We start from the raw sequence: 22,619 nt of genomic DNA on the forward strand, positions 1-22,619 counted from the left end.
CCTGAAGTCGATCATAAAAATGATTCCGCATAAAGCGTATCATCGATTGTGTCGATTCTTTTCATAAACTTGGATTGCAAATAAAAAATCCTCCTTGCCACGTTTGTTTGTGTAAACAAATCATATCAAGGAGGATATGGATGAGCTATGCGGTTTTATTAAAGAAGACTTACATTTTTGTAAGGAACGAAAATTGCACAGTCGTTCCTTTCCCTTCTTCTGAAGCGATGCTCACATCATGATTGAGCTTTTCCGCAATCTCTTTTACAAGGTAGAGGCCGATGCCCGTTGATTCCTGAAAGCGTCGTCCGTTGTCCCCGGTGTAATAAGGCTCAAATACCCTTTTCAAATCTTGTGAAGGAATTCCGACTCCGTAATCTTTGATTTCTAGGGTGATGCGTTCGCCATTACGGAATATCGTCATATCGATGCGTTCGCTTTTTCCTGACGAATACTTCACAGCGTTGGTGATAACCTGGCCAACGGCAAACTTGAGCCATTTGCGATCGGAGTAAATAACGGCGTCTTCAGCGGGAACCTGTTTATTTGGATAGACCCGATGCTGTATAAAATAGCGTTTATAGCGCTGAATCTGAGAATAAAGCAGCTCGCCAAGAGACACGGCTTCAATTTTAAAATCCTTTTCAAACAGGTCAAGCCTTGATGAATAGAGGAGCGTTTCCAGTCCGTATTCAATCTGCTGGACTTCTTTTTTGATTTGTTTAAAAACGGGTTCGTCCTCTTCCTGGATGATCAGATTGATGACGGAAAGCGGTGTTTTCACCTGATGCACCCATTGATTCATGTAGGTTACCCTGTCTTCCAGCTTGGACTCCATCTCATGTATTTTGCGGTGGTGGAGCCGGCTCAGCTCCATATGTTTTTCATAGAGCTCTGAGCAAAATTCAGACGTCCCCAAAAAAGGAATTTCTGTATCTTTTTGTTCTGAGCCGAGCCACTGGTAGACTCTGTGTTCTTCATACCATTTGTACGAAAGATAAAGCGCCAGCGCCAGAAGCTGAACGCCGAGAATGTAAAAAAGGTGGGTGAAAGTCTGCATGCCGGCAAACCAATAGTAAAAAAACACGAATCCGCCCTGAAAAAGAAACAGAAGAATGAGAACGGCATGGTTTTTTAGGAACAGCTTCATGATTTCGCCCTCAGCTGATACCCTTCGCCCCGCACTGATTCAATTGAGAAGGGCACGTCCATGCTTCGCAATTTTTTGCGGATCCTTGTAATATAGACATTTAACGTGTTTTCATCTATAAATGTATCGGTTTCCCATGTCTTCTCCATCAACCGGTCTCTGCTTGTCACTTTTTCTCCTCTTTCAAGCAGCACTTCCAAGAGTTTGCTTTCCTTTTTTGAAAGCTCGAGCTTCTCATCCCGGCAGCGCAGCTCAAATCGTTCGACAAACAGCTGAACGCCTTCAAATTCAATCACTTTTTCTCCTTGCTTAACGGCGTATTCTCCAAATGCCCTGCGAATTTGGCCTTTAATTTTAGCGAGCACCACTTCATAGGAAAAAGGCTTTTCTATATAATCATCGCCGCCGTTTTCAATCGCCATGACCTGATCCATTTCTCCGCTTCTCGCTGAAATGAAAATGATCGGACAAGTCGAATGCTGGCGGATTTGCCGGCACCAGTAGTACCCGTCGTATGCCGGCAGATTGATGTCAAGCAATATCAGATCGGGCTTCTCTTGGAGAAACATTTCAAGGATAGAGGTGAAATCAGTAGCTGCAACAGTTTCGTATCCGTATTTTTCTAAATGATCGCATAAAAGCTTCCGAATGTCTTCGCTGTCCTCGACAATCATGATTTTCGTCATTTTGAACACTCCTATGAACAAGTCTCCGCTGCCGAAAATGAGCGATTCCATTATAAAAGCGGCAGTGAAGGTCTCTTAAGTTAAGAATATCATAAAAAATTTTTTTTCATGTGAGCGCTTAAGGTTTTTGCATACCAGATCATGATAATTCAGTTTCTGTGAGGTAAAATAGGAATGGACGACTGTCAAAAAAGGAGAGGATCAAATGGCAAAATACAGAGGCTATATCGGAACATATACAAAAGCAGACAGCGAAGGGATTTATACATTTGAGCTTGATACGGAAAAAAAGGCGTTAAGCACGCCAAAGCCGGCAGCAAAGCTGGGCAGTCCGACATATTTGAATATCGCCAAAGACAATGAAATGCTCTATGCAGTGGTCAAAGACGGCGATAATGGCGGGGTTGCCGCATATCGTGTTGACGGCTCCACAGGAGAGCTGACTTTCGTCAACCAGCAGGCCGGGAAAGGACCATCGCCTTGCCACGTCAGCGTCGATCAGAATAACCGCTATGTTCTGTCCGCCAATTACCACAACGGGACGATCATGGTATACCCTTTAAATGAAAGCCGCGGCTTGCTTGAGCCTTCAGCAAAAGTGCAGCATGAGGGAACAGGACCGCATGAGAGGCAGGAAAAAGCGCATACTCATTATTCCGGATTCACACCTGATGAGAAGTATGCAGTAGCCGTCGATCTCGGAACGGATCATATCATTACGTATCAATTGAAAGAGGACCGGCTTGAAGCGGTGAAAAAACACGCAACTGCACCGGGGTCAGGGCCGAGGCATATTGAGTTCCATCCGCAGGAAAAGTATGCGTATGTATTAACGGAGCTGAGCAATGAAGTCATCGTGTTGGAATACAATCCTGATTTGGGTGAATTCAGGGAGATTCAAGTCATTTCGGCATTGCCGGAAGGGTTTGACGGTGCAAGCCAGGGCGGCGCCATCCATGTCACTAAAGACGGCAAATTTGTATACGCTTCAAACCGCGGACACGACAGCATCGCCGTCTTCAGCATCAACGAGTATTCGGGCGAACTTTCCCTGGTTGAACACGTATCAACTGAAGGGGAATGGCCGCGCGACTTTGAGATTGATCCTTCAGAGCAATTTTTAATCGCTTCCAACCAGGAAACAGGGACATTGACATTGTTTGAAAGAGACTGGACAACGGGCCGGCTGACGCTTTTGCAGTCCGGAGTTCCTGCTCCTGAAGCGGTTTGTGTGAAATTTTTACATCAATAAAAGCAAAAAAACTTGACTGGCTAAAAAGGCCAGTCAAGTTTTTTTCTTTTTATAACACTTGCAGCATGCGGTTAACCGCTGTCATTTTACCCCGCATCCAGCTCTTTTTTGACCTTGATAAACGCAACCATCTGCTTGATTTCTTCTTCGGAAAGAAGCGTCCCGTCGACTGCCAGCTTGAGCTTATCCCATTCCGTCAGTTCAATGGCTTCGTTTTTAGCCTTTTCATCCCGGGGATCGTCAACTCTGCCAAGCAAAAAATCAGTGGAAGTATTGAATAAATCAGCGATTTCGATAAGCGCCTCTAAAGAAGGGCGGCGGTAGCCCGATTCATAGCCCGCGTAAGTGCTTTTCGCAATACCGAGGCGGTCGGCAGTATATTGCAATGACCATTTTTTATTTTTTCTCAGTGTTGTTAATCGATCTAAATTCATATCTTACGCTCCTTTTAATACACAGTGATTATAGCACATTATCAGCAAAAGTGTACGCGAAATGAATAAAGTTTCTTGATTATTTCACATTTGAGGACTATAATTGCATTGAAGGTACGCATAAAGCGTATACATTCCTGATGTATCAAGCCTTCTTCGTAAAAACAAAACATGCTTTATACTGTATAAAACTACTTCTTAAAGAGGTGTAGCACATGAAAAAGTTACTGCTGTTGACCACCGGCGGGACCATCGCTTCAGTAGAAGGCGAAAACGGACTGGCTCCGGGGGTTAAAGCGGAAGAGCTTCTCAACTATTTATCTGATGACCATTCTAATTATACGATAGATTGCCAATCTTTAATGGATATAGACAGCACCAACATGCAGCCTGAACATTGGGTGATGATGGCTGAGGCTGTATATGAGAATTACAGCAGCTACGACGGATTTGTGATCACGCACGGAACCGATACGATGGCCTACACCTCGGCGGCGCTTTCATACATGCTGCAGAATATTGATAAGCCTGTTGCGATTACGGGTTCCCAAGTTCCGATTACATTTAAGAAAACGGATGCGAAAAAAAATATTAAAGATGCGGTCCGCTTCGCGTGCGACGGTATCGGCGGAGTTTACGTCGTCTTTGACGGCCGCGTCATTTTAGGCACGAGAGCGATCAAATTAAGAACAAAAAGCTACGATGCATTTGAAAGCATCAATTATCCTTACGTTGCTTTCATTCATGACAAGGAGATCGAGTATAACAAACGGGTTCCCGAAGTGAAGCCAGGCGCTTTGAAACTCGATACCTCCTTAAATACCGATGTTTGTCTGGTGAAGCTTCATCCCGGATTAAAGCCTGAGTTTTTTGATTGTCTGAAAGGTTCATATAAAGGTATTGTGATTGAGAGCTACGGAAGCGGCGGCATTCCTTTTGAGAAAAGAAACATTTTAGAAAAAGTGAACGAGCTGATCGATTCCGGAGTAGTCGTAGCTATTACGACACAATGCCTTGAAGAAGGAGAGGATATGAGCATTTACGAGGTCGGCCGCAAGGTAAACCAAGATGCCATCATCCGCTCGAGGAATATGAACACCGAAGCGATCGTTCCGAAGCTGATGTGGGCACTAGGAAAAACCGGACAACAAGCTGAAGTCAAAAAGATTATGGAAACGCCAATTGCAGACGATATCATCATCTAAAAAAAGAAAGCAGGGTTAAAAAATGAAAACTGAAATGACATACCGGACGGAAAAGGATTTTCTCGGAGAAAAAAAGATTCCGGCCGATGTCTACTACGGTATTCAGACATTGCGGGCAGCGGAAAACTTTCCAATTACAGGATATAAAATCCACGAAGAAATGATCAAAGCGCTGGCAGTGGTGAAAAAAGCGGCCGCGCTTGCCAACATGGAGACAAAACGTCTTTATAATGGCCTTGGAGATGCCATTGTCCAAGCCGCTGATGAGATCCTTGAAGGAAAGCTGCACGATCAATTCATCGTTGATCCGATTCAAGGCGGCGCAGGAACTTCAATGAATATGAACGCGAACGAAGTCATCGGAAACCGTGCACTTGAACTGCTCGGCCACAACAAAGGCGAATATATTCACCTGAGTCCGAATACGCACGTCAACATGTCTCAATCGACAAACGACGTCTTCCCGACGGCGATTCACATTTCAACGCTCAAGCAGCTGGAAAAGCTGCTTGACACAATGGAATACATGCTTGACGCGTTTAAGAAAAAAGCGCGCGACTTTGACCACGTCATTAAAATGGGCCGCACACATCTTCAAGACGCAGTGCCGATCCGCCTTGGGCAGGAATTTGAAGCTTACAGCCGCGTGATTGAACGCGACATCAAACGGATTAAACAATCGCGTCAGCATCTGTATGAAGTCAATATGGGCGCTACCGCGGTTGGAACGGGATTGAACGCGGATCCGCGCTATATTGAAAATGTTGTCAAGCACTTGGCTGAGATCAGCGGTCTTCCGCTAGTCGGCGCTGACCATCTGGTGGATGCGACGCAAAATACGGACGCGTACACTGAAGTTTCGGCTGCATTAAAAGTATGCATGATGAACATGTCGAAAATCGCCAACGACCTTCGGTTGATGGCATCAGGTCCGCGTGCAGGACTTGCTGAGATTTCTCTTCCGGCAAGACAGCCGGGTTCATCCATCATGCCGGGGAAAGTCAATCCGGTTATGGCCGAGCTGATCAACCAAATCGCATTCCAAGTCATCGGAAACGACAATACGATTTGTCTCGCTTCTGAAGCCGGACAGCTCGAACTGAATGTGATGGAGCCAGTGCTCGTCTTTAATCTCCTGCAGTCCATCAGCATCATGAACAACGGATTCCGTTCGTTTACCGATCACTGTGTAGCAGGAATCGAAGCGAATGAAAAACGCTTAAAGGCATATGTAGAAAAAAGCGCAGGCGTCATTACTGCGGTCAACCCGCATCTTGGCTACGAAGCAGCTGCAAGAATTGCAAGAGAAGCGATTTTAACAGGGCAATCCGTCCGCGATCTCTGTCTTCAAAACGATGTGTTGACAGAAGAAGAGCTTGATCTGATTTTGAATCCTTATGAAATGACAAAACCGGGGATTGCCGGGGCTGAACTTTTAAATCGGGATTAAGCTGGAAAAACAGTACGCGAAAACACTCTGAAGCATTTTACCGGGATAGAAACACAGAGTGTTTTCGCTTTCCTTCAATAACTTTATGAAGAGAAAGGACAACAGCGGTGAAGTGGTACCGCGTCAGCCTTTTTCGTGGTATACTGTTCGTTGTTAGTTAAATTTTTAAGAAAAAATTGAAGCAGATTGCTATTTTTATGTAGCTTATTTTGAAAGCGTTTCAATAATAAGGGGGATTTAGGTTGAAAACAGCACGGTTGCCATCAATGTTGGAAATCATTTGTGTATTAGGTGCATTTTTAGCGATAGTTTGTTCATTTACAGTCAAATTTGATCTGCCGATTCAGCTGGCATTGTTTATTTCATGGTTTTTAGTGATTTTGCTCGGTCTGCGCCTGGGGCACCGGTATGAAGATTTGCAAAAATCGATTACAAACGGAATTTCAAACGGACTCGAAGCGATATTGATCCTGATTGCCGTCGGCGCTCTGATCGGTACATGGATAGCCGGCGGTGTTGTGCCGACTTTGATTTATTACGGGCTTGAGTTTATCCACCCGAGCATATTCCTGCTTGCCACGCTCATTATTTGTTCGATCACCTCTGTGGCCACAGGTACGTCTTGGGGTACTGTAGGAACGGCCGGGATCGCCATGATGGCAATCGGTGAAGGGCTGGGGCTACCGCTTCCGCTTGTAGCCGGAGCCGTGCTGTCCGGCGCCTATTTCGGAGATAAATTATCACCGCTTTCCGATAGTACAGTGCTTGCGTCATCCCTTTCAAAGGTCGAAGTGATTACCCATGTCAGAGCGATGTTGTATTTGTCGGTTCCCGCCTATTTGATCACGGCGGTGTTGTTCACCATTACCGGATTTATTTACGGTAGTAAAAATGTCGATTTGCAGAAAGTCGAATTTTTGAAAACTTCTTTGCAAAACACGTTTGATATTCATATTTGGATGCTTGTTCCGGCTGTTATCGTTATCGTTCTTTTGGCCATGAGAAAGCCGTCTGTGCCGACGATCGCGATCGGCGCACTTTTGGGGGCGATCTGGGCTGCGGTCTTCCAAGGCATGAATTTTGCGGATGCACTTGGCACGGCATACAACGGCTTTTCCATCGACACCGGGATCAAATTTATGGACGAGCTCTTAAACCGCGGAGGAATTCAAGGCATGCTCGGTTCGGTCGTCGTTATCATTCTCGGTCTGGGCTTTGGCGGCCTTTTGGAGCACTTAGGCGTTCTAAAAGTGATCGTGTCCAAATTCCAGCAAAAGCTGACTTCTGCCGGCAACGTCACATTCTCGACGATTATCGTCGCTTTCCTGGCGAATGTGTTCGGCTGCGCGATGTACGTCTCGCTCATTTTAACACCGAAAATTATGGAGAAAAGCTATGACAAGCTCGGAATTGACCGGAGGGTGCTCTCCAGAAACGCGGAAGTCGGCGGTACGATGACGTCAGGCATGGTGCCGTGGTCAGACAACGGCATATATATGGCGGGGATTCTCGGCGTGTCAACCTTCTCTTATCTGCCGTTCATGTGGCTGAGCTTTGTTTCAATCGGCCTTGCGATTTTGTACGGATACACAGGTAAATTTATTTGGTACACCGATAAAAAAGACTCGCCGGTTCAGTAGCCGATTTTAAAACAATTGATGGAGGTATTCTGTTATGAATGGCAACAATATTATTCGGAATTTGATGCTGGAAATCCCTTCAGCACCAGGAAACCTTGGAAAGGTGACAACGGCGATCGGCCTTGCCGGCGGTGATATCGGAGAGGTTGAAACGATCAAGGTGGGGCCGAATTATACGATGCGGAACATTACGGTTCAAGTTGAGCATGAAGAACAGCTTACCGAGATACTTGAAGTGATCCGCAACTTAAAAGAAGGCATCCATCTTCATACCGTTTCAGATGACGTACTGGCTGCCCATGAAGGCGGCAAAATCCGCGTGAAAAGCAAGATGCCGATTCGCTCGCTCGCTGATCTGCGGCGGGTGTATACGCCGGGTGTCGCGAATGTGTGCGAGCTTATTAAAGAAGAGCCGCAAAAAGCGAATATCTATACAGGCATCGGCAATTCGGTTGCAATTGTAACGGACGGTACGGCCATCCTAGGCTTGGGAGACATTGGGCCTGTGGCGGGAATGCCTGTTATGGAAGGGAAGGCCGCGCTTTTCGACCAGCTTGCAGACATCAGCGGAGTTCCGATTCTGCTTGATACGAATGATCCTGACGAAATCGTGCGGACGGTTAAAAACATTGCGCCCGGATTTAGCGGTATTTTGCTTGAAGACATCGGTTCACCGCATTGTTTTGAAATCGAAGAGCGCCTGAAAAACGACCTGAATATTCCGGTCATGCATGACGACCAGCACGGTACTGCGGTGGTGACACTGGCGGCCGCCATTTCAGCCGCCAAGAGTGCAGGGGTCGATCTGAAGCAGGCCCATGTCGGCCAAATCGGCCTGGGTGCGGCAGGGGTCGCGATCTGCAGAATGTTTATGGCATATGGGGTAAAACGTGTCATCGGAACGGATAAATCGCTTGAGGCGATGGCGCGTTTAGAGAACTATGGCGGCCATGCGGCTGAAAGCATCGAAGAATTGATGGAAAGCTGCGATATCATCGTCGCGACAACCGGCGTTCCGGGATTGATCAATAAGAAATGGGTTCGGGAAGGCCAGGTGATTTTGGCTCTGTCCAATCCGAAGCCGGAGATTGAGCCTGAGGATGCGCTCGAGGCCGGGGCAGCCTACGCTGCGGATGGACGGTCTGTCAACAATGTGCTGGGGTTCCCCGGTATTTTCAGGGGCGTGTTAAATGCCGGAGCGGAATCGATCAGCCACCCGATGCTGGTCGCGGCCGCCGAAGCGATTGCATCCTGCACAAAACAAGGCGATCTTGTGCCTGATCCGCTGAATCCTGATGTTCACGAGATTGTGGCCAAAGCAGTCGAAAGGGTCGCACTTTCAGAAATGGGAAAAATGAACGGATAAAGAAAACAGCTGCTGCTTTATCGCAATACGGATAAAGCGGCAGCTGTTTTTCTTGCGAATGTTAACGGCGGTTCTACAGATTGAAAATGAATATATAAAATATTCGGTTTTGTAAAAATCCAATGATTGTGGAGAGCGCTGATGATGATGCCTTGATCGACAAGCTTTTTTGTAAACAACGGAATTTCTTCAGGCAAAATGGCAACTTCGGCCATATTCAAGGCGATTCCGTTTTGATCGAGCGACTCGAACATGACTTCTTCCATGCCGACTCCACGGCTTGGCCTTCCTTGAATCGTGACGCGCAAATTCCGTTTGATGCTGACAGAACAGACACCGTGTTCAATGTGCGGCTCCCCATTTAAAATATGTCCAAACTGCTGGCAAAGCGAATGAAAACTTTGCATCTGCTGAACCTCCATTTTTAAAGTTACCACGATTTTATGAAGGGAACCCGCATATTTAGAATCCTTTAAAAATGGACAATCTTTTTATTTGATGATTTCTTCACCGCCCGGCTTGTTTGCATAGTGGTACATGAAGCCCATCATAAACGCGCCTCCGATCAGGTTCCCAAGGGTTACCGGAATCAAGTTATGGATTGCGCCTGCAATCGAAATCGTATCCGGATGCTCGGTGACCAGAGAGACGGCAAAAGTGGCCATGTTCGCGATGCTGTGTTCATAACCGGAAATAAAGAAAGTAAAAACAAACAGCATCATAGAGAACATTTTCGCTCCGTCTCCTTTTTGCGCCATCGGAACAAAGAACGCAAGGCAGACTAGCCAGTTACACAAAATCGCTTTGAAAAACAATTCGGTCACCGGCGTATTCATTTTATGTTCCGCCACGCTAAGTATAAAGCCGGTGGAAGAAGGATCCTTAAATAAACCGGTCGCAAAGATGAGGCCTGCGAAAAACACGGCGCCCATTAAATTTCCTGCATAGCTGAACATCCACAGCTTGATAACAGCGGGCCAACGCATTTTTTTACGAAGCGCAGCCAATGTATAATAAAATGTATTTCCCGTAAATAAATCTCCTCCGCCATAGACGATCAGAATAATGGCGCCCCCGAATGTGATTGCTGCAATTGGATATGTGAACGGAGAATGTTCAACATAAAATAGATTCCCCGTTTTAAACGCTACAATGACTCCGAACCCGATAAACATACTGGCCAGCATAGCTCGTAAAAGATAACGAAGCGGGCTTTGCATAAAGATGCTTTGCTTTTTTAAGGCAAGCTCTTCGACTAGAACAAGTGATTTTGATTCCATGTTTTCCACCACCATCAAGTGTTTACTTAAGAAGTATCTATCATAAATACAAACTAAGTATAGCAGGATATTGTGAAACATTTCACAAATTTTGTGTACTTTGTTTGAACAAATGTATGGTTCGATTTTCATAGAATAAACAAGGTATCGTTATTGTTTATTTTTAAGTAATAAATATTCCATCCATTCGTAAAAGCCTGAGGGAGCGATGTTTCAAAGATAGCTCGACAGGGAGGGATACGGCAGCAAGCAGGTTAAATGCGCAGTGCAATCAGCTGGTGCTGTATGAAAGCATAGATGAAGGACGTGCGCAAAAGGCTGAGGGAAGATTTCACAGATTGGACAAAATAGCAGGACTTTCCGTCAGGCGTTTTCAAACTGAAGGAAAGCGCCGAATTTGTTTGATTGCATATAACGGTATTCTTTTGATCCGCAAGGCTTTGCGCAGAGAATCGCAATCGTTGAATGACGAAATGCTCCGCGGGAATGAGGGGCATTTTTCTCATGCTGATTTAGTTCTTGTTAACCACCGCGTCACAAAATATCTATAATTTCTTCGGATAATTGTCACAATGACATCCATAAATTAGGGAATATGTACTTTATTTAAGAAGGGATTCGCGGTAAAGTACAGGTATAAATAACCATCCGGATAATATCGGAACATCAATGTGGGCCAAGGTCACCCTTTTGTCTGTGATCATATTCATAAGATTCATGTGAAACTTTGAGCAAGGGTGATGCCCATTCGGCAACGGTCCGGCTAGAACAAAGAGGAGGAGACTGGAACAGTGGACGAACTCATTTTGGCAAGATTTCAATTTGCTTCAACAACGATCTTTCACTTTATTTTTGTGCCGATGTCAATCGGGCTTGTCTTTATGGTTGCTTTAATGGAAACTCTATACGTCGTAAAGAAAAAAGACATTTACAGAACGATGGCTAAATTTTGGGGGCACTTATTTTTAATTAATTTTGCAGTCGGTGTGGTCACCGGGATTCTACAGGAATTTCAGTTCGGAATGAACTGGTCGGAGTACTCCCGCTTTGTCGGTGATGTATTCGGCGCTCCGCTCGCGGTGGAGGCGCTGCTTGCTTTCTTTATGGAATCGACGTTTATCGGTTTGTGGATATTTGGCTGGGATCGGCTTCCGAAGAAGATCCATTTGCTGTCCATCTGGCTTGTTTCGCTTGGAACGATCATGTCGGCGTTTTGGATTTTAGCGGCCAACTCGTTTATGCAGGAGCCTGTCGGATTCGCGATCAAAAACGGCCGCGCGGAAATGACCGATTTCTTTGCGATTATTAAAAACCCGCAGCTATGGGTTGAATTTCCGCACGTCATTTTCGGTGCGCTTGCCACCGGAGCGTTTTTCATTGCCGGTGTCAGCGCGTATAAAATGCTGAAAAAACAGGAATTGCTCTTTTTTAAAAAATCCTTTCAAATCGCGATGATTGTGGCGCTTGTTTCCGGCATCGGCGTAGCGTTCAGCGGACATGAGCAGGCCCAGCATCTGATGAAGAGCCAGCCGATGAAAATGGCTGCCAGCGAAGCGCTTTGGGATGACAGCGGTGATCCTGCAGCTTGGACGGTGCTTGCGAACATTGACGCGGACAAGCAGGAAAACAAATCAGAGCTCAGCATCCCGTATGCGCTCAGCTATTTGGCTTATAAACAATTCAGCGGCGATGTGCCCGGAATGAAGACGCTGCAAAAGCAATATGAAGAAAAATACGGAGAAGGAAATTATATTCCGCCGGTGAAAACGACGTTCTGGAGCTTCAGAATCATGGCCGGTTCAGGACTTTTAATGATCGTTGCCGCTTTGACTGGCCTCTATCTCAGCTTCCGTAAAAGACTTGAAACAAGCAAATGGTTTTTGCGGACGATGGTGGCTTTAATCGCCTTTCCATTCATTGCAAATACGGCGGGGTGGATCATGACTGAAATCGGACGCCAGCCGTGGACGGTGTTCGGTATTTTGACAACGGCGCAGTCCGTGTCGCCGAACGTATCAGCGGGAATGCTGCTGTTTTCCGTCATCGCGTTTACAGCGATTTATCTTGTACTGGCGCTCGTTCTTGTCTACTTGTTTGTGCGGGAGATTAAAAAAGGGGCTGCACACCATGACCACCATCATGATGATTCCGTATCGACAGACCCGTTTGATCAGGAGGTTTACCATGGTATCTCTTAATGAACTTTGGTTTATATTAGTCGCTGTGCTGTTCATCGGTTTTTTCTTTCTTGAAGGTTTTGATTTCGGCGTCGGAATGGCGACCCGGTTTCTCGGACGCAACGAGCTTGAACGGAGGGTGATGATCAATACGATCGGCCCTTTCTGGGATGCCAATGAAGTCTGGCTGCTGACTGGGGGAGGCGCGATTTTCGCGGCTTTTCCAAACTGGTATGCCACGATGTTCAGCGGATATTACATTCCGTTTGTCTTTGTTCTTCTTGCATTGATCGGACGCGGAGTCGCGTTTGAATTTAGAGGGAAAGTCGAAACCGCAAAATGGAAGAAAACATGGGATTGGGTCGTATTTTTCGGCAGCATTCTGCCCCCGTTTTTGTTCGGTGTTTTATTTACCAGTATTTTGCGCGGTATGCCGATTGATGCCGATATGAATCTGCACGCCGGTTTTACTGACTATGTGAACGTCTATTCCGTAACAGGGGGAGTCACCGTTACACTTCTCTGCCTGCTGCACGGCCTGATCTTTATTACGTTGAGAACGGAAGCCGATTTGCGCGACCGGGCAAGACAGCTGGCTAAAAAAGTCGTATTCGCCGTTTTGGCGGCGCTTGTTGCCTTTGTTGCTTTATCCATTTTTGAAACGGACTTGTTCACGGGCAGGGGACATGTGACAATACCTCTTGCGGCTCTGATTGTCGTTTGTTATGTGCTGTCGATCGTATTTATGAAACAAAAACGCGACGGCTGGACATTTGCTATGACAGGGGCTGGGATCGCCCTCACAGTGGCGACGATTTTCACTGCGCTGTTCCCGCGCGTTATGATCAGCTCGGTCAAAAGCGCATATGATTTAACGGTTTATAATGCTTCATCAGGAGACTATTCTTTAAAAGTGATGACGATCGTCGCGCTGTCACTGCTTCCGTTCGTGCTGGGCTATCAGATCTGGAGCTACTATGTTTTTCGAAAACGGGTCAGCAGTAAGGAGCCAATGATTTATTAATGGGAAAAGATCTTTTGCAATATAAAGGAATGAAGCGAATTCTTGCAGCACTCACCGTACTGACATGCATGCAGGGCGCAGCTATTATCATGCAGGCCGAATGGCTTGCTGAAGCGGTGACCCGCCTTTTTAACGGCGAGCGGGTCGGTTCGCTTGTTCCGCTGATCATCTTATTTACCGCCGCTTTTTTATTCCGCCATGCCGTGACCCTTGTCAGGCAAAGGCTGATTTTTGATTATGCCGCCAAGACAGGGGCCGACCTGCGGAAAAAGTTTTTGGAGAAGCTTTTCCAATCCGGCCCCAGACTGGCGAGAAAAGAAGGAACAGGTCACGTCGTCACACTCGCGATGGAAGGAATTGCGCAGTTTCGCCGCTATTTGGAGCTGTTTTTTCCAAAAATGATCAGCATGGCTGTTATACCGCCGGCGGTTGTCTGTTATGTCTTTTTTAAAGACACATCCTCCGCTGCAGTCTTAATGATTACGATGCCGATTTTAATCGCATTTATGATCCTTCTCGGCTATGCGGCAAAGAGAAAAGCGGACAGCCAGTGGAAGACGTATGAGATGCTTTCAAATCATTTTACTGATTCCTTGCGCGGCCTGGAAACATTGAAAGTGCTGGGCATGAGCCGTTCACATACGAAGAATATTTTTCATGTGAGCGAACGGTACAGGAAAGCGACGATGGGCACGCTTAAAATTGCCTTTCTGTCTTCGTTTGCACTGGATTTTTTCACCATGCTGTCCGTGGCAACCGTAGCCGTTTTTCTCGGTCTCGGTCTTGTTGACGGCACTATCATACTGGAGCCGGCGCTAGCCATTCTGATTCTTGCGCCTGAGTTTTTTCTCCCTGTCCGGGAAGTCGGCAATGACTATCATGCTACGTTGAACGGACGGGAAGCCGGTAAAGCGATCAAGGCGATATTGGAGTCGCCCGGTTTCAAGGATGAGGCGCCTTTGGATCTTGAGCGATGGTCAGACGACGATCAAATCGAGTTCAAGGATGTAGAGGTGCGGCATGATGAGGAGGAAAACTCCTCATTATCCGGCATTTCTCTATCGTTTAAAGGAAAGAAAAAAATCGGAATCATCGGAGAAAGCGGTGCCGGAAAATCTACGCTTATCGATGTGCTCGGCGGTTTCTTGGAAACGAAAAGCGGCGTGATCAAAGTGGGGGGAAAAGAGAGGACGCATTTGCAGACGGACAGCTGGCAAAATCAGCTCCTGTATATTCCGCAGCATCCCTACATTTTTCCGGATACGCTCGGAGCCAATATCCGTTTTTATCATCCCGGCGCTTCTGACGAAGAAGTTGAACAGGCAGCAAGAGCGGCCGGGCTGACGGAGCTGATTGATCAGCTTCCGTCCGGCTTAGAGGAGCGGATCGGTGAAGGCGGGAGGGCATTAAGCGGCGGACAGGCGCAGCGCACAGCCGTTGCCCGGGCTTTCCTGGGCAACCGTCCGATTCTCCTTTTAGATGAGCCGACCGCTCACTTGGATATCGAAACAGAATACGAATTGAAAAAAACGATGCTGAAATTGTTTGAAGACAAGCTGGTTTTTATGGCAACTCATCGTCTTCACTGGATGCTTGATATGGATGAAATTATCGTGCTGAAGAATGGACAGGTGGCTGAAACCGGTACACATCAAGAATTGATTGAAAAGCGGGGCGTTTATTACGAGCTTGTGCAGGCGCAGTCGTTTGGAGGTGCATCATGAACAATGAAGACGGGTGGATTCTGCCCTATATCAAGAAAAATATAAGGCTTTTGATCATTGTCGTGTTGCTTGGCGGATTGACGGCATGCTCGGCTGCAGCTCTCATGTTTACCTCCGGTTATTTAATATCCAAAGCGGCTACGCGTCCGGAAAATGTTTTGATGATTTATGTCCCGATCGTAGCGGTCCGTACCTTCGGGATTCTGCGCTCGGTGTCGCGCTATGTTGAGCGATTGACCGGACACCATATCATCTTGAAAATTTTATCCGATATGCGCGTCAGGCTTTACAGGATGCTGGAACCTCAAGCTTTAAAATGGCGTGAACGCTTTCGGACGGGGGATATGCTCGGCATTTTGGCCGACGATGTTGAGCATTTGCAGGACATGTATTTGAGAACGGTATTTCCCGGGCTGTCGGCGCTTCTTTTATATGGCGTATTCATCACTGCTATTGGCTTTTTTTCATGGCCTTTTGCAGGGCTGATCGCGATCTATGCAGCGGTTTTCGTGTTTCTTGTTCCGCTTGTTTCCCTGCTTGTGACAAGGGCGAAAAATGTTGTGCTGAAAAGAGGACGAAGCCTCTTGTACCGTCAGCTGACAGACGCGGTCATGGGCGTGAGCGACTGGGTGTTCAGCGGCCGGCAAAATGACTTCGTCCATGCGTATGAAGCGGCAGAGCAGGAATGGCAGGCGATCGAAAAGAAACGGATGCGCTTCAGTCGTTGGAGGGACTTTGCCATGCAATGCCTGGCGGCAGGACTTGTTCTTCTGATGTTAATATGGGCGGGCGGACAAAGCGCGGAAGGCGCCCTGGCTCCTGTGTTTATTGCAGCGTTTGTCCTTGTTGTGTTTCCTTTGACAGAAGCTTTCTTTCCGCTTTCAGACGCAGCGGCGTCAATCCCTGAGTATCAGGATTCTTTAGAAAGAATGGACGGGCTTGAGCCGCCGAAAAGGGAAGAAATTGGAGGCGCTGTTCAGCAGGAACGGGCGGAGGCTGTAGGCTTGGACGATGTCACGCTTCGCTTTGAAGATGTTTGTTTTTCTTATGAAGAAGGCCATCCGGTGTTGGGCGGTGTTTCATTTATATTAAAGCAGGGGGAAAAGACCGCTTTGCTCGGGCCGAGCGGCGCTGGTAAATCGACGATCTTGTCGTTAATACAAGGGGCGCTCGCTCCTTCTAAAGGAAACATTACATTGAACGGCATTTCTGTGCAGTCTCTTCAGGGAGAAATCTCACGCGCAGTCTCCGTTTTTAATCAGCAGCCGCATCTGTTTGATACGACGGTTTTGAATAATATCAGGCTCGGAAACCCTGACGCGAGCGATGAGGACGTGTATTGGGCGGCGCGCCAGGTGAAGCTTCACGATTATATTCAGTCTCTTCCCGAAGGATATCATACATCTGTTCAGGAAACGGGCATTCGTTTTTCAGGCGGAGAACGTCAGCGGATTGCATTGGCGCGGATTCTGCTGCAGAAAGCGCCAATCGTTGTATTGGATGAACCGACTATAGGTCTTGATCCTAAAACAGAGAAAGAGCTTCTATCAACGATGTTTCAAGTGCTTGATGGAAAGACGGTTCTATGGATTACACACCATTTGGCAGGAGCCGAAGCGGCCGACCGGATTCTGTTTTTAGACAAAGGGAAGCTTGCAATGGCAGGGAGCCATCAGCAGCTTTTGGAAAACAATCCGCGCTATTCAAGACTTTATCGTCTGGATGCGCCTGTCGGCCGGCATTCTTAGTAGAAACCGCAAAAGACAGCTTCAAGTCGAGAAGCTGTCTTTTTTTATATGCCCGCTCATCAACTGCTTTTATTTTGCATGTTAAAGAGCGGTGAAGGGTATATTCAGTTAGTATTTAATTAAACGTTTGTTTAAACTTTGTATTGAAAGGTGTGATCCGGGATGTCTGCAGAACAATTGCCGATATGGACGAAAGACTGTGTGAAGGGCTCATTGCCGAAAAGGGGGAATGGAAGTCATAAAGGAACTTATGGAACCGGCCTTTTGCTCGCGGGAGGCGATGACATGCCGGGAGCGGCCCTCCTTGCAGGAATTGGGGCGATGCGGAGCGGTCTTGGAAAGCTTGTCATCGGAACGTGCGGAAGTGCCATTCCGTTGATCGTCCCCGTTCTCCCTGAAGCGACGTATTGGCGGGACGGCTTAGAAAAGGCGGCGTCCAGCGAGATTGCCGAATCTTACCGGGCGATTGCGATCGGGCCGGGGCTGCCGCCTTCGCAAATGACTGAGCAAGCGGTCCGGAATGTATTGACGAAAGACTGTCCGGTTGTCCTTGATGCGGGTGCTCTTTCAAAACGAACGTATCAAGAAAGGGAAGCACCGGTGATATTAACGCCGCATCCGGGGGAATTTTCGAAAATGACAGGCTTGTCCATTCAAGAAATTGAGACGAACCGGGCCGGTTATGCTCGAGATTATGCAGAGGAACACGGTGTTACTCTTGTATTGAAAGGCAATGAAACGATCATTGCTTTCCCGGATGGCAAGTGCTGGAGGAATGTAACGGGAAACGGGGCGCTGGCAAAGGGAGGAACCGGAGATACGTTAACCGGGATGCTTCTCGGAATGCTGTGCTGTCATGAGAATCCGAGAGAAGCGGTGTTGAATGCTGTCCACCTGCATGGCGCATGTGCGGACGCATGGACAAAGACCAGATCGGCCCATACGCTTCTCGCACATGAACTTTCCGATCTGCTGCCTACGGTTTGGAAAGCGTATGAGGATGGAAATGAGTGAAACGCTCGGAATGCCTCCGAACGTTTCACCTCAAAGTTTATGGATTGACTTTGCCGACTCCGGCATTTTGTTTGACGATTGATTTTACATTGTCGACATTGTCGAGTGAGTAGCTGTATGGCGGATTATAGGTTGTAGTAGAGGTAGTCGGCATGCTGCCCCTGGAGTTTACAAATTTGTTGTTGGATACATGCCAATAGCCTGGTGAACTGCTGTACCAAGAGACAATCGGATCTTTGGCGTTTTCAAAAAGGTTGTTCTCAATTTTGATACGTGCGCCCATTCTCGAATTAATTCCGCTGTCGATGATCTTATTGAAATAGTTGTTGTAAATGTGGCCCTCTCCGAAACGGAATGACGGCACACGCGAATTCAGATTTTCGAACCAGTTATGGTGGAATGTAATCGTCCGGTTGTAATTGTCGCTGTCCGATGAGCCCATCAGCATGGATTTCCAGCCATCGTGCACATAGTTCCAAGAGAATGTAATATATTCGGCGTCTCTTTTGACGTCAAATAATCCGTCATAGTAATCTTTGTCAACGTTCAGGCTGTGGTAAAGCTCGTTATGATCAACCCAAATGTTTTTAGAAGGGCCTTCAATGCCGATCGCGTCCTTATCGCCGGAAGCTACTTCGTGAATTTTTAAGTTGCGGATGATGATGTTGTTGGCTCGCCATACTTTAATGCCGATGCCTTTGAGTTCGCCTTTGGTCCCTGACCCGACAATCGATACGTTTGACACGTCTTTGACGTCAATCTTTGATGCGGATGTATTTGAGGTTGTAATGGTGCCGTTGACATAAATTTTTAATGGCGTATTTGCATTCTTATTTTTTAATGCCGCAATGAGCTGATCTCCCGTTGTTACGGTTACCGTCTGACCGCCTTCTCCGCCTGTTGTTCCGCCGTTTAGTGTCGCGAAGCCTTTTAAGCTGAAATCGGCAAGCGGATTTACTTTGCCCGAGCTTAACGAAGAAGCTGCTTCTGCCGAAACCGCCGCTGTCAAAGACCCGATAACCCCTAATACAAAGATAAAGATGATGCTGATTAATTTCTTCACATTCATTCCTCCTATTCTTTTTTCATGCCGCCGCTATATAGGAAGCGCTTACAATTACGGCGGATGCCAAGTGATGGACACTGATGATCCCTCCCTTTTATTGGAATCAGAGAGAGCATAGCATACGTTTCTGAATAATCTGAATAATCATGATGTGAGTTGGATTTGCGCATAAGCTGGTGATTATGCCAAATGACACGAATCTGAGAATAAGCGCATTTAGTTGAAGGTCTTTCATCATAATGGTGCAAAAAAAAGAATCTATGGAAATGAATAGCCATAGATTCTGCTTCTAAATCATGTTTTCTTCAATTTTTCATTTTTCGGAGCGATTTACAGTCCCGCTTTCTCCGGTTCTGTGCTGTTGTATGTTCGCTCAACGACTGCGGCAAGTGTATCGATGAAGCGCGGATCGGTGTTCGGCATAGGCGGACGGTGATAGCTTGCGCCAAGCTCGTCCGTAACCGCTTTACACTCATAGTCGTTGTCATACAGCACTTCCAAGTGGTCAGAGACAAATCCGACCGGTGCGTAAATAAATGACCGGAAGCCTTCCTGATACAGTTCTTTTGTTAAGTCTTGGACATCCGGACCAAGCCACGGATCGGGTGTGTTGCCCTCACTTTGCCAGCCTACGGCGATCTGGTCAAACGACAGTTGCTCTCCGATTAGTTGGGCCGTTTTCTCGAGTTGATCCGGGTATGGATCTCCATGCTCCTTGATTTTTTCCGGCAGGCTGTGTGCTGAGCATACAAGAACCGCTTTTTTTCGTTCTTTTTCAGACATGCCGTTTAAAATGCTGCCGATTTCTTCAGACCAATAGCGAATAAAGCCTTCTTCCTGGTACCATTCGTCAATCGATGCGATCCGGGGGCCGCCGATTGCTGCTGCGGCCTGTTTGGCGCGCCGATTGTATACTTCGGTACTGAAGGTGGAATAGTGGGGAGCTAAGACGACGGAAACGGCCGCTTCAATTTGGTCTTTTTTCATTTGTTCAACCGCATCCTCGATAAACGGAGAGATGTGTTTTAAGCCGAGATACATCACGTATTCGACCTCATCTTGGCGCTCGTTCAACGCTTTTTCCAGCTCTTTTGCCTGAGCGAGCGTAATTTCCGCGAGCGGAGAGATTCCGCCGATATGCTTGTAGCGTTTTTTCAAGTCTTCAATCATATCATCGGACGGCCGTTTTCCATGACGGATATGCGTGTAATACGGAATGATATCTTCTTCCTGATAAGGGGTTCCGTATGCCATGACTAACAGGCCGACTTTTTTTCGGTTCATATGTCTTCACCTCTGCTGCTGTTCTTGGCATGTTGTACAGATTCCGTAAATCCCTAAATAATGCGAGTTCACTTTAAAGTTCGTCAATTGTGCTGCTGCATGCTCAACCTCTTTGAGGTGAGGATAGTCCAGATCAGCGATTTTTCCGCATGATTTACAGACAACATGATAGTGCTCTGATGTAAATAATTCATATTTGCTTTTTGCGTCTCCATGGGACAGCTCTTTTAAAATGCCGAGCTTCACAAATAATTTCAAGTTGCTGTAGATTGTCGGGAGACTCATGTACGGCAATTCCCGGTGAATGTCTTCCGCCGATGGGTGGCCGCCCAGAGAAGCGATCGTTTTTAAAATCAGGACGCGCTGAGCCGTTATTCGTAAACCCCGCTTCTTTAAGAAAGGGACGAGCTGTTCGTCTTCCACACGTAACATCCCCTGTCGTTCTTTGATTAAGGTCAGGCACCCGCATGCTTAAGAAGACGGGTGCCTGTACCTGAGAAAATGAGAATATTCATTGAGAATGATTGAAATGATTTAGCCTTAAACTTCCTGCGGAACGGACAAGCCCAATCCTTCGGCAACTCGTGTGCCGTACTCCGGATCTGCTTTATAGAAATGCTGAATTTGCCGAAGCTTGATTTCGTCTTTTGTCACCTGCTTCATCGAACCTACGATATTGCTGACAAGACGAGTCCGCTCTTCTTCGCTCAAGAGGCGGTAAAGATCGCCAGCCTGTGTGTAGTGGTCGTTATGGTCGTAAGAAGTGCTGTCCGCCGAACCTGACACCGGATAAGCCGTTGTTTTGTTTTCAGGAGATTCCTGAGGGCCTCCGAGGCTGTTCGGTTCATAGTAGACAGAGCCCCCGCCGTTTGAATCAAAGCGCATTTGTCCGTCTCTTTGATAATTATGGACGTCCGCTTTCGGACGGTTGATCGGCAGGCTGTTATGGTTTGCGCCGACGCGGTAGCGGTGCGCATCCGCATATGCGAACAGGCGTCCCTGGAGCATTTTGTCGGGAGACGGTTCAATGCCGGGCACCAATGTTCCAGGGGAGAATGTAGCTTGTTCAACCTCTGCGAAATAGTTTTCCGGATTGCGGTTTAGAACCATGCGGCCGACTTCAATCAGCGGATAATCTTTTTGCGACCATACTTTTGTAACATCGAACGGATCAAAACGGTACGTATCCGCATCCTCCAGGGGCATGATTTGAACGTACAGCTTCCATGCCGGGAAGTCTCCTTTTTCAATCGCCTCATACAAGTCCTGTGTATGATAATCGGGGTTTTCACCTGCAATCTTTGTCCCCACTTCTTCGGTCAGGTTTTTAATGCCTTGTTCTGTTTTGAAGTGGTATTTGATCCAGACGCCTTCTCCTTCGGCATTCACCCATTTGAATGTGTGGGAACCGAAACCGTGCATGTGCCGATAAGTGGCGGGAATGCCTCTGTCAGACATCAGGATGGTCACCTGGTGAAGGGACTCTGGAGACAATGACCAAAAATCCCATACGGCATCCGGGTTTTTCAAATGTGTGACCGGATGGCGCTTTTGTGTATGAATGAAATCAGGGAATTTAATCGCATCGCGAATAAAGAAAACAGGTGTGTTGTTTCCGACGAGATCATAGTTCCCTTCCTCTGTATAAAATTTAACAGCAAATCCGCGCGGGTCGCGGACGGAATCGGCTGAACCGTTTTCGCCTGCAACAGTGGAAAAACGGACGAATAACGGTGTGCGTTTTCCGACTTCTGATAAAAATTTGGCTTTTGTATATTTGGAAACGTCATTTGTGACTTCAAAGTAACCGTGCGCACCGGCGCCTTTTGCATGCACAACTCGTTCAGGCACACGCTCTCTGTTGAAGTGGGCGAGCTTTTCGAGCAAGTGGACGTCCTGAATCAGCGTCGGTCCGCGTGAACCAGCTGTCATTGAGTTTTGGTTGTCTCCAACGGGAGCGCCCCAGCTGGTTGTTAGGTTGTTTTTATTTGTCGTCATCAAAGGATCACCTCGCGTAAATTTTAATTACAAAATAATGATAACATTTCTCAAGAAAAAAACAATATTTATTTATAATAATTATAAAGAAAAATTCATTATCGTTGATTAAATATATTAA

Annotated in this window: 19 protein-coding genes; 10 read left to right on the plus strand and 9 right to left on the minus strand. The window is 46.9% G+C overall.

The window, feature by feature from the left end:
- Nucleotides 1–169: 169 nt before the first annotated feature.
- Nucleotides 170–1,150 (minus strand): ATP-binding protein, encoded by a 981-nt coding sequence (locus tag M1E03_RS01115; protein ID WP_458110628.1) that lies wholly within the window; start codon nt 1,148–1,150, stop codon nt 170–172.
- On the minus strand, nt 1,147–1,836 hold the full coding sequence (locus M1E03_RS01120) for a response regulator transcription factor (protein ID WP_026580323.1): 690 nt from the start codon (nt 1,834–1,836) through the stop codon (nt 1,147–1,149). The genes M1E03_RS01115 and M1E03_RS01120 overlap by 4 nt, the downstream gene beginning before the upstream one ends.
- A 205-nt stretch (nt 1,837–2,041) precedes the next feature.
- Between M1E03_RS01120 and M1E03_RS01125 the strand changes: the two genes are divergently transcribed.
- On the plus strand, nt 2,042–3,088 hold the full coding sequence (locus M1E03_RS01125) for a lactonase family protein (protein WP_145654610.1): 1,047 nt from the start codon (nt 2,042–2,044) through the stop codon (nt 3,086–3,088).
- A gap of 86 nt (nt 3,089–3,174) precedes the next feature.
- On the opposite strand, the gene M1E03_RS01130 is transcribed toward M1E03_RS01125, so the two are convergent.
- A complete protein-coding gene (locus M1E03_RS01130) occupies nt 3,175–3,522 on the minus strand; it encodes a helix-turn-helix domain-containing protein (protein ID WP_020453443.1) in 348 nt (115 codons plus the stop codon).
- A 215-nt stretch (nt 3,523–3,737) separates the two neighbouring features.
- On the opposite strand from M1E03_RS01130, the gene M1E03_RS01135 reads away from it, so the two are divergent.
- The 4 genes from M1E03_RS01135 to M1E03_RS01150 all read left to right on the plus strand — a co-directional run bounded on the left by M1E03_RS01135 (nt 3,738) and on the right by M1E03_RS01150 (nt 9,183).
- Nucleotides 3,738–4,727: an asparaginase gene (locus tag M1E03_RS01135; RefSeq protein ID WP_020453442.1), complete on the plus strand. Its 990-nt coding sequence runs from the start codon at nt 3,738–3,740 to the stop codon at nt 4,725–4,727.
- Nucleotides 4,728–4,749: 22 nt separating this feature from the next.
- On the plus strand, nt 4,750–6,177 hold the full coding sequence (gene aspA / locus M1E03_RS01140) for an aspartate ammonia-lyase (RefSeq protein ID WP_026580319.1): 1,428 nt from the start codon (nt 4,750–4,752) through the stop codon (nt 6,175–6,177).
- Between the two features lie 242 nt (nt 6,178–6,419).
- Nucleotides 6,420–7,817 (plus strand): Na+/H+ antiporter NhaC, encoded by a 1,398-nt coding sequence (gene nhaC, locus M1E03_RS01145; protein WP_020453440.1) that lies wholly within the window; start codon nt 6,420–6,422, stop codon nt 7,815–7,817.
- A 34-nt stretch (nt 7,818–7,851) separates the two neighbouring features.
- Entirely contained in the window at nt 7,852–9,183 is a 1,332-nt protein-coding gene (locus M1E03_RS01150; protein ID WP_020453439.1) for an NAD-dependent malic enzyme, read from the plus strand.
- A 17-nt stretch (nt 9,184–9,200) separates the two neighbouring features.
- Here the strand turns inward: M1E03_RS01150 and M1E03_RS01155 are convergent, their stop codons facing one another.
- A complete protein-coding gene (locus tag M1E03_RS01155; protein ID WP_020453438.1) occupies nt 9,201–9,590 on the minus strand; it encodes a DUF1259 domain-containing protein in 390 nt (129 codons plus the stop codon).
- Nucleotides 9,591–9,674: 84 nt separating this feature from the next.
- On the minus strand, nt 9,675–10,463 hold the full coding sequence (locus M1E03_RS01160; RefSeq protein WP_020453437.1) for a formate/nitrite transporter family protein: 789 nt from the start codon (nt 10,461–10,463) through the stop codon (nt 9,675–9,677).
- Nucleotides 10,464–11,254: 791 nt separating this feature from the next.
- On the opposite strand from M1E03_RS01160, the gene M1E03_RS01165 reads away from it, so the two are divergent.
- The 5 genes from M1E03_RS01165 to M1E03_RS01185 all read left to right on the plus strand — a co-directional run bounded on the left by M1E03_RS01165 (nt 11,255) and on the right by M1E03_RS01185 (nt 18,150).
- Entirely contained in the window at nt 11,255–12,661 is a 1,407-nt protein-coding gene (locus M1E03_RS01165; RefSeq protein ID WP_020453436.1) for a cytochrome ubiquinol oxidase subunit I, read from the plus strand.
- Entirely contained in the window at nt 12,648–13,664 is a 1,017-nt protein-coding gene (cydB, locus tag M1E03_RS01170; RefSeq protein ID WP_020453435.1) for a cytochrome d ubiquinol oxidase subunit II, read from the plus strand. Before M1E03_RS01165 ends, cydB begins: the two co-directional genes overlap by 14 nt.
- Nucleotides 13,664–15,388, plus strand: a complete 1,725-nt coding sequence (gene cydD / locus M1E03_RS01175) for a thiol reductant ABC exporter subunit CydD (RefSeq protein ID WP_026580317.1) — start codon at nt 13,664–13,666, stop codon at nt 15,386–15,388. Before cydB ends, cydD begins: the two co-directional genes overlap by 1 nt.
- Entirely contained in the window at nt 15,385–17,136 is a 1,752-nt protein-coding gene (cydC, locus tag M1E03_RS01180) for a thiol reductant ABC exporter subunit CydC (RefSeq protein WP_458110629.1), read from the plus strand. The genes cydD and cydC overlap by 4 nt, the downstream gene beginning before the upstream one ends.
- Before the next feature lie 162 nt (nt 17,137–17,298).
- A complete protein-coding gene (locus tag M1E03_RS01185; RefSeq protein ID WP_149169729.1) occupies nt 17,299–18,150 on the plus strand; it encodes an NAD(P)H-hydrate dehydratase in 852 nt (283 codons plus the stop codon).
- 37 nt (nt 18,151–18,187) lie between these two features.
- On the opposite strand, the gene M1E03_RS01190 is transcribed toward M1E03_RS01185, so the two are convergent.
- The 4 genes from M1E03_RS01190 to katA all read right to left on the minus strand — a co-directional run bounded on the left by M1E03_RS01190 (nt 18,188) and on the right by katA (nt 22,498).
- On the minus strand, nt 18,188–19,213 hold the full coding sequence (locus M1E03_RS01190; protein WP_026580314.1) for a pectate lyase family protein: 1,026 nt from the start codon (nt 19,211–19,213) through the stop codon (nt 18,188–18,190).
- A gap of 333 nt (nt 19,214–19,546) precedes the next feature.
- Nucleotides 19,547–20,500: a ferrochelatase gene (hemH, locus tag M1E03_RS01195; protein WP_212110880.1), complete on the minus strand. Its 954-nt coding sequence runs from the start codon at nt 20,498–20,500 to the stop codon at nt 19,547–19,549.
- A 6-nt stretch (nt 20,501–20,506) separates the two neighbouring features.
- Nucleotides 20,507–20,923, minus strand: coding sequence for a Fur family transcriptional regulator (locus M1E03_RS01200; protein ID WP_020453429.1), 417 nt, complete (start codon nt 20,921–20,923; stop codon nt 20,507–20,509).
- A 117-nt stretch (nt 20,924–21,040) separates the two neighbouring features.
- Nucleotides 21,041–22,498, minus strand: coding sequence for a catalase KatA (katA, locus tag M1E03_RS01205; protein WP_026580312.1), 1,458 nt, complete (start codon nt 22,496–22,498; stop codon nt 21,041–21,043).
- Between the last annotated feature and the right edge of the window lie 121 nt (nt 22,499–22,619).

This window comes from Bacillus sp. PK6-013, from assembly GCF_054161445.1.

Bases quoted from the DNA above. Each gene is read 5' to 3' on its own strand.
- aspA (WP_026580319.1), top strand. From the start codon at position 4,750: ATGAAAACTGAAATGACATACCGGACGGAAAAGGATTTTCTCGGAGAA.
- M1E03_RS01125 (WP_145654610.1), top strand. From the start codon at position 2,042: ATGGCAAAATACAGAGGCTATATCGGAACATATACAAAAGCAGACAGC.
- cydC (WP_458110629.1), top strand. From the start codon at position 15,385: ATGAACAATGAAGACGGGTGGATTCTGCCCTATATCAAGAAAAATATA.
- M1E03_RS01160 (WP_020453437.1), bottom strand. From the start codon at position 10,463: ATGGAATCAAAATCACTTGTTCTAGTCGAAGAGCTTGCCTTAAAAAAG.
- M1E03_RS01135 (WP_020453442.1), top strand. From the start codon at position 3,738: ATGAAAAAGTTACTGCTGTTGACCACCGGCGGGACCATCGCTTCAGTA.
- M1E03_RS01120 (WP_026580323.1), bottom strand. From the start codon at position 1,836: ATGACGAAAATCATGATTGTCGAGGACAGCGAAGACATTCGGAAGCTT.
- cydD (WP_026580317.1), top strand. From the start codon at position 13,664: ATGGGAAAAGATCTTTTGCAATATAAAGGAATGAAGCGAATTCTTGCA.
- M1E03_RS01155 (WP_020453438.1), bottom strand. From the start codon at position 9,590: ATGCAAAGTTTTCATTCGCTTTGCCAGCAGTTTGGACATATTTTAAAT.
- M1E03_RS01185 (WP_149169729.1), top strand. From the start codon at position 17,299: ATGTCTGCAGAACAATTGCCGATATGGACGAAAGACTGTGTGAAGGGC.
- M1E03_RS01115 (WP_458110628.1), bottom strand. From the start codon at position 1,150: ATGAAGCTGTTCCTAAAAAACCATGCCGTTCTCATTCTTCTGTTTCTT.
- cydB (WP_020453435.1), top strand. From the start codon at position 12,648: ATGGTATCTCTTAATGAACTTTGGTTTATATTAGTCGCTGTGCTGTTC.
- M1E03_RS01150 (WP_020453439.1), top strand. From the start codon at position 7,852: ATGAATGGCAACAATATTATTCGGAATTTGATGCTGGAAATCCCTTCA.
- M1E03_RS01130 (WP_020453443.1), bottom strand. From the start codon at position 3,522: ATGAATTTAGATCGATTAACAACACTGAGAAAAAATAAAAAATGGTCA.
- hemH (WP_212110880.1), bottom strand. From the start codon at position 20,500: ATGAACCGAAAAAAAGTCGGCCTGTTAGTCATGGCATACGGAACCCCT.
- katA (WP_026580312.1), bottom strand. From the start codon at position 22,498: ATGACGACAAATAAAAACAACCTAACAACCAGCTGGGGCGCTCCCGTT.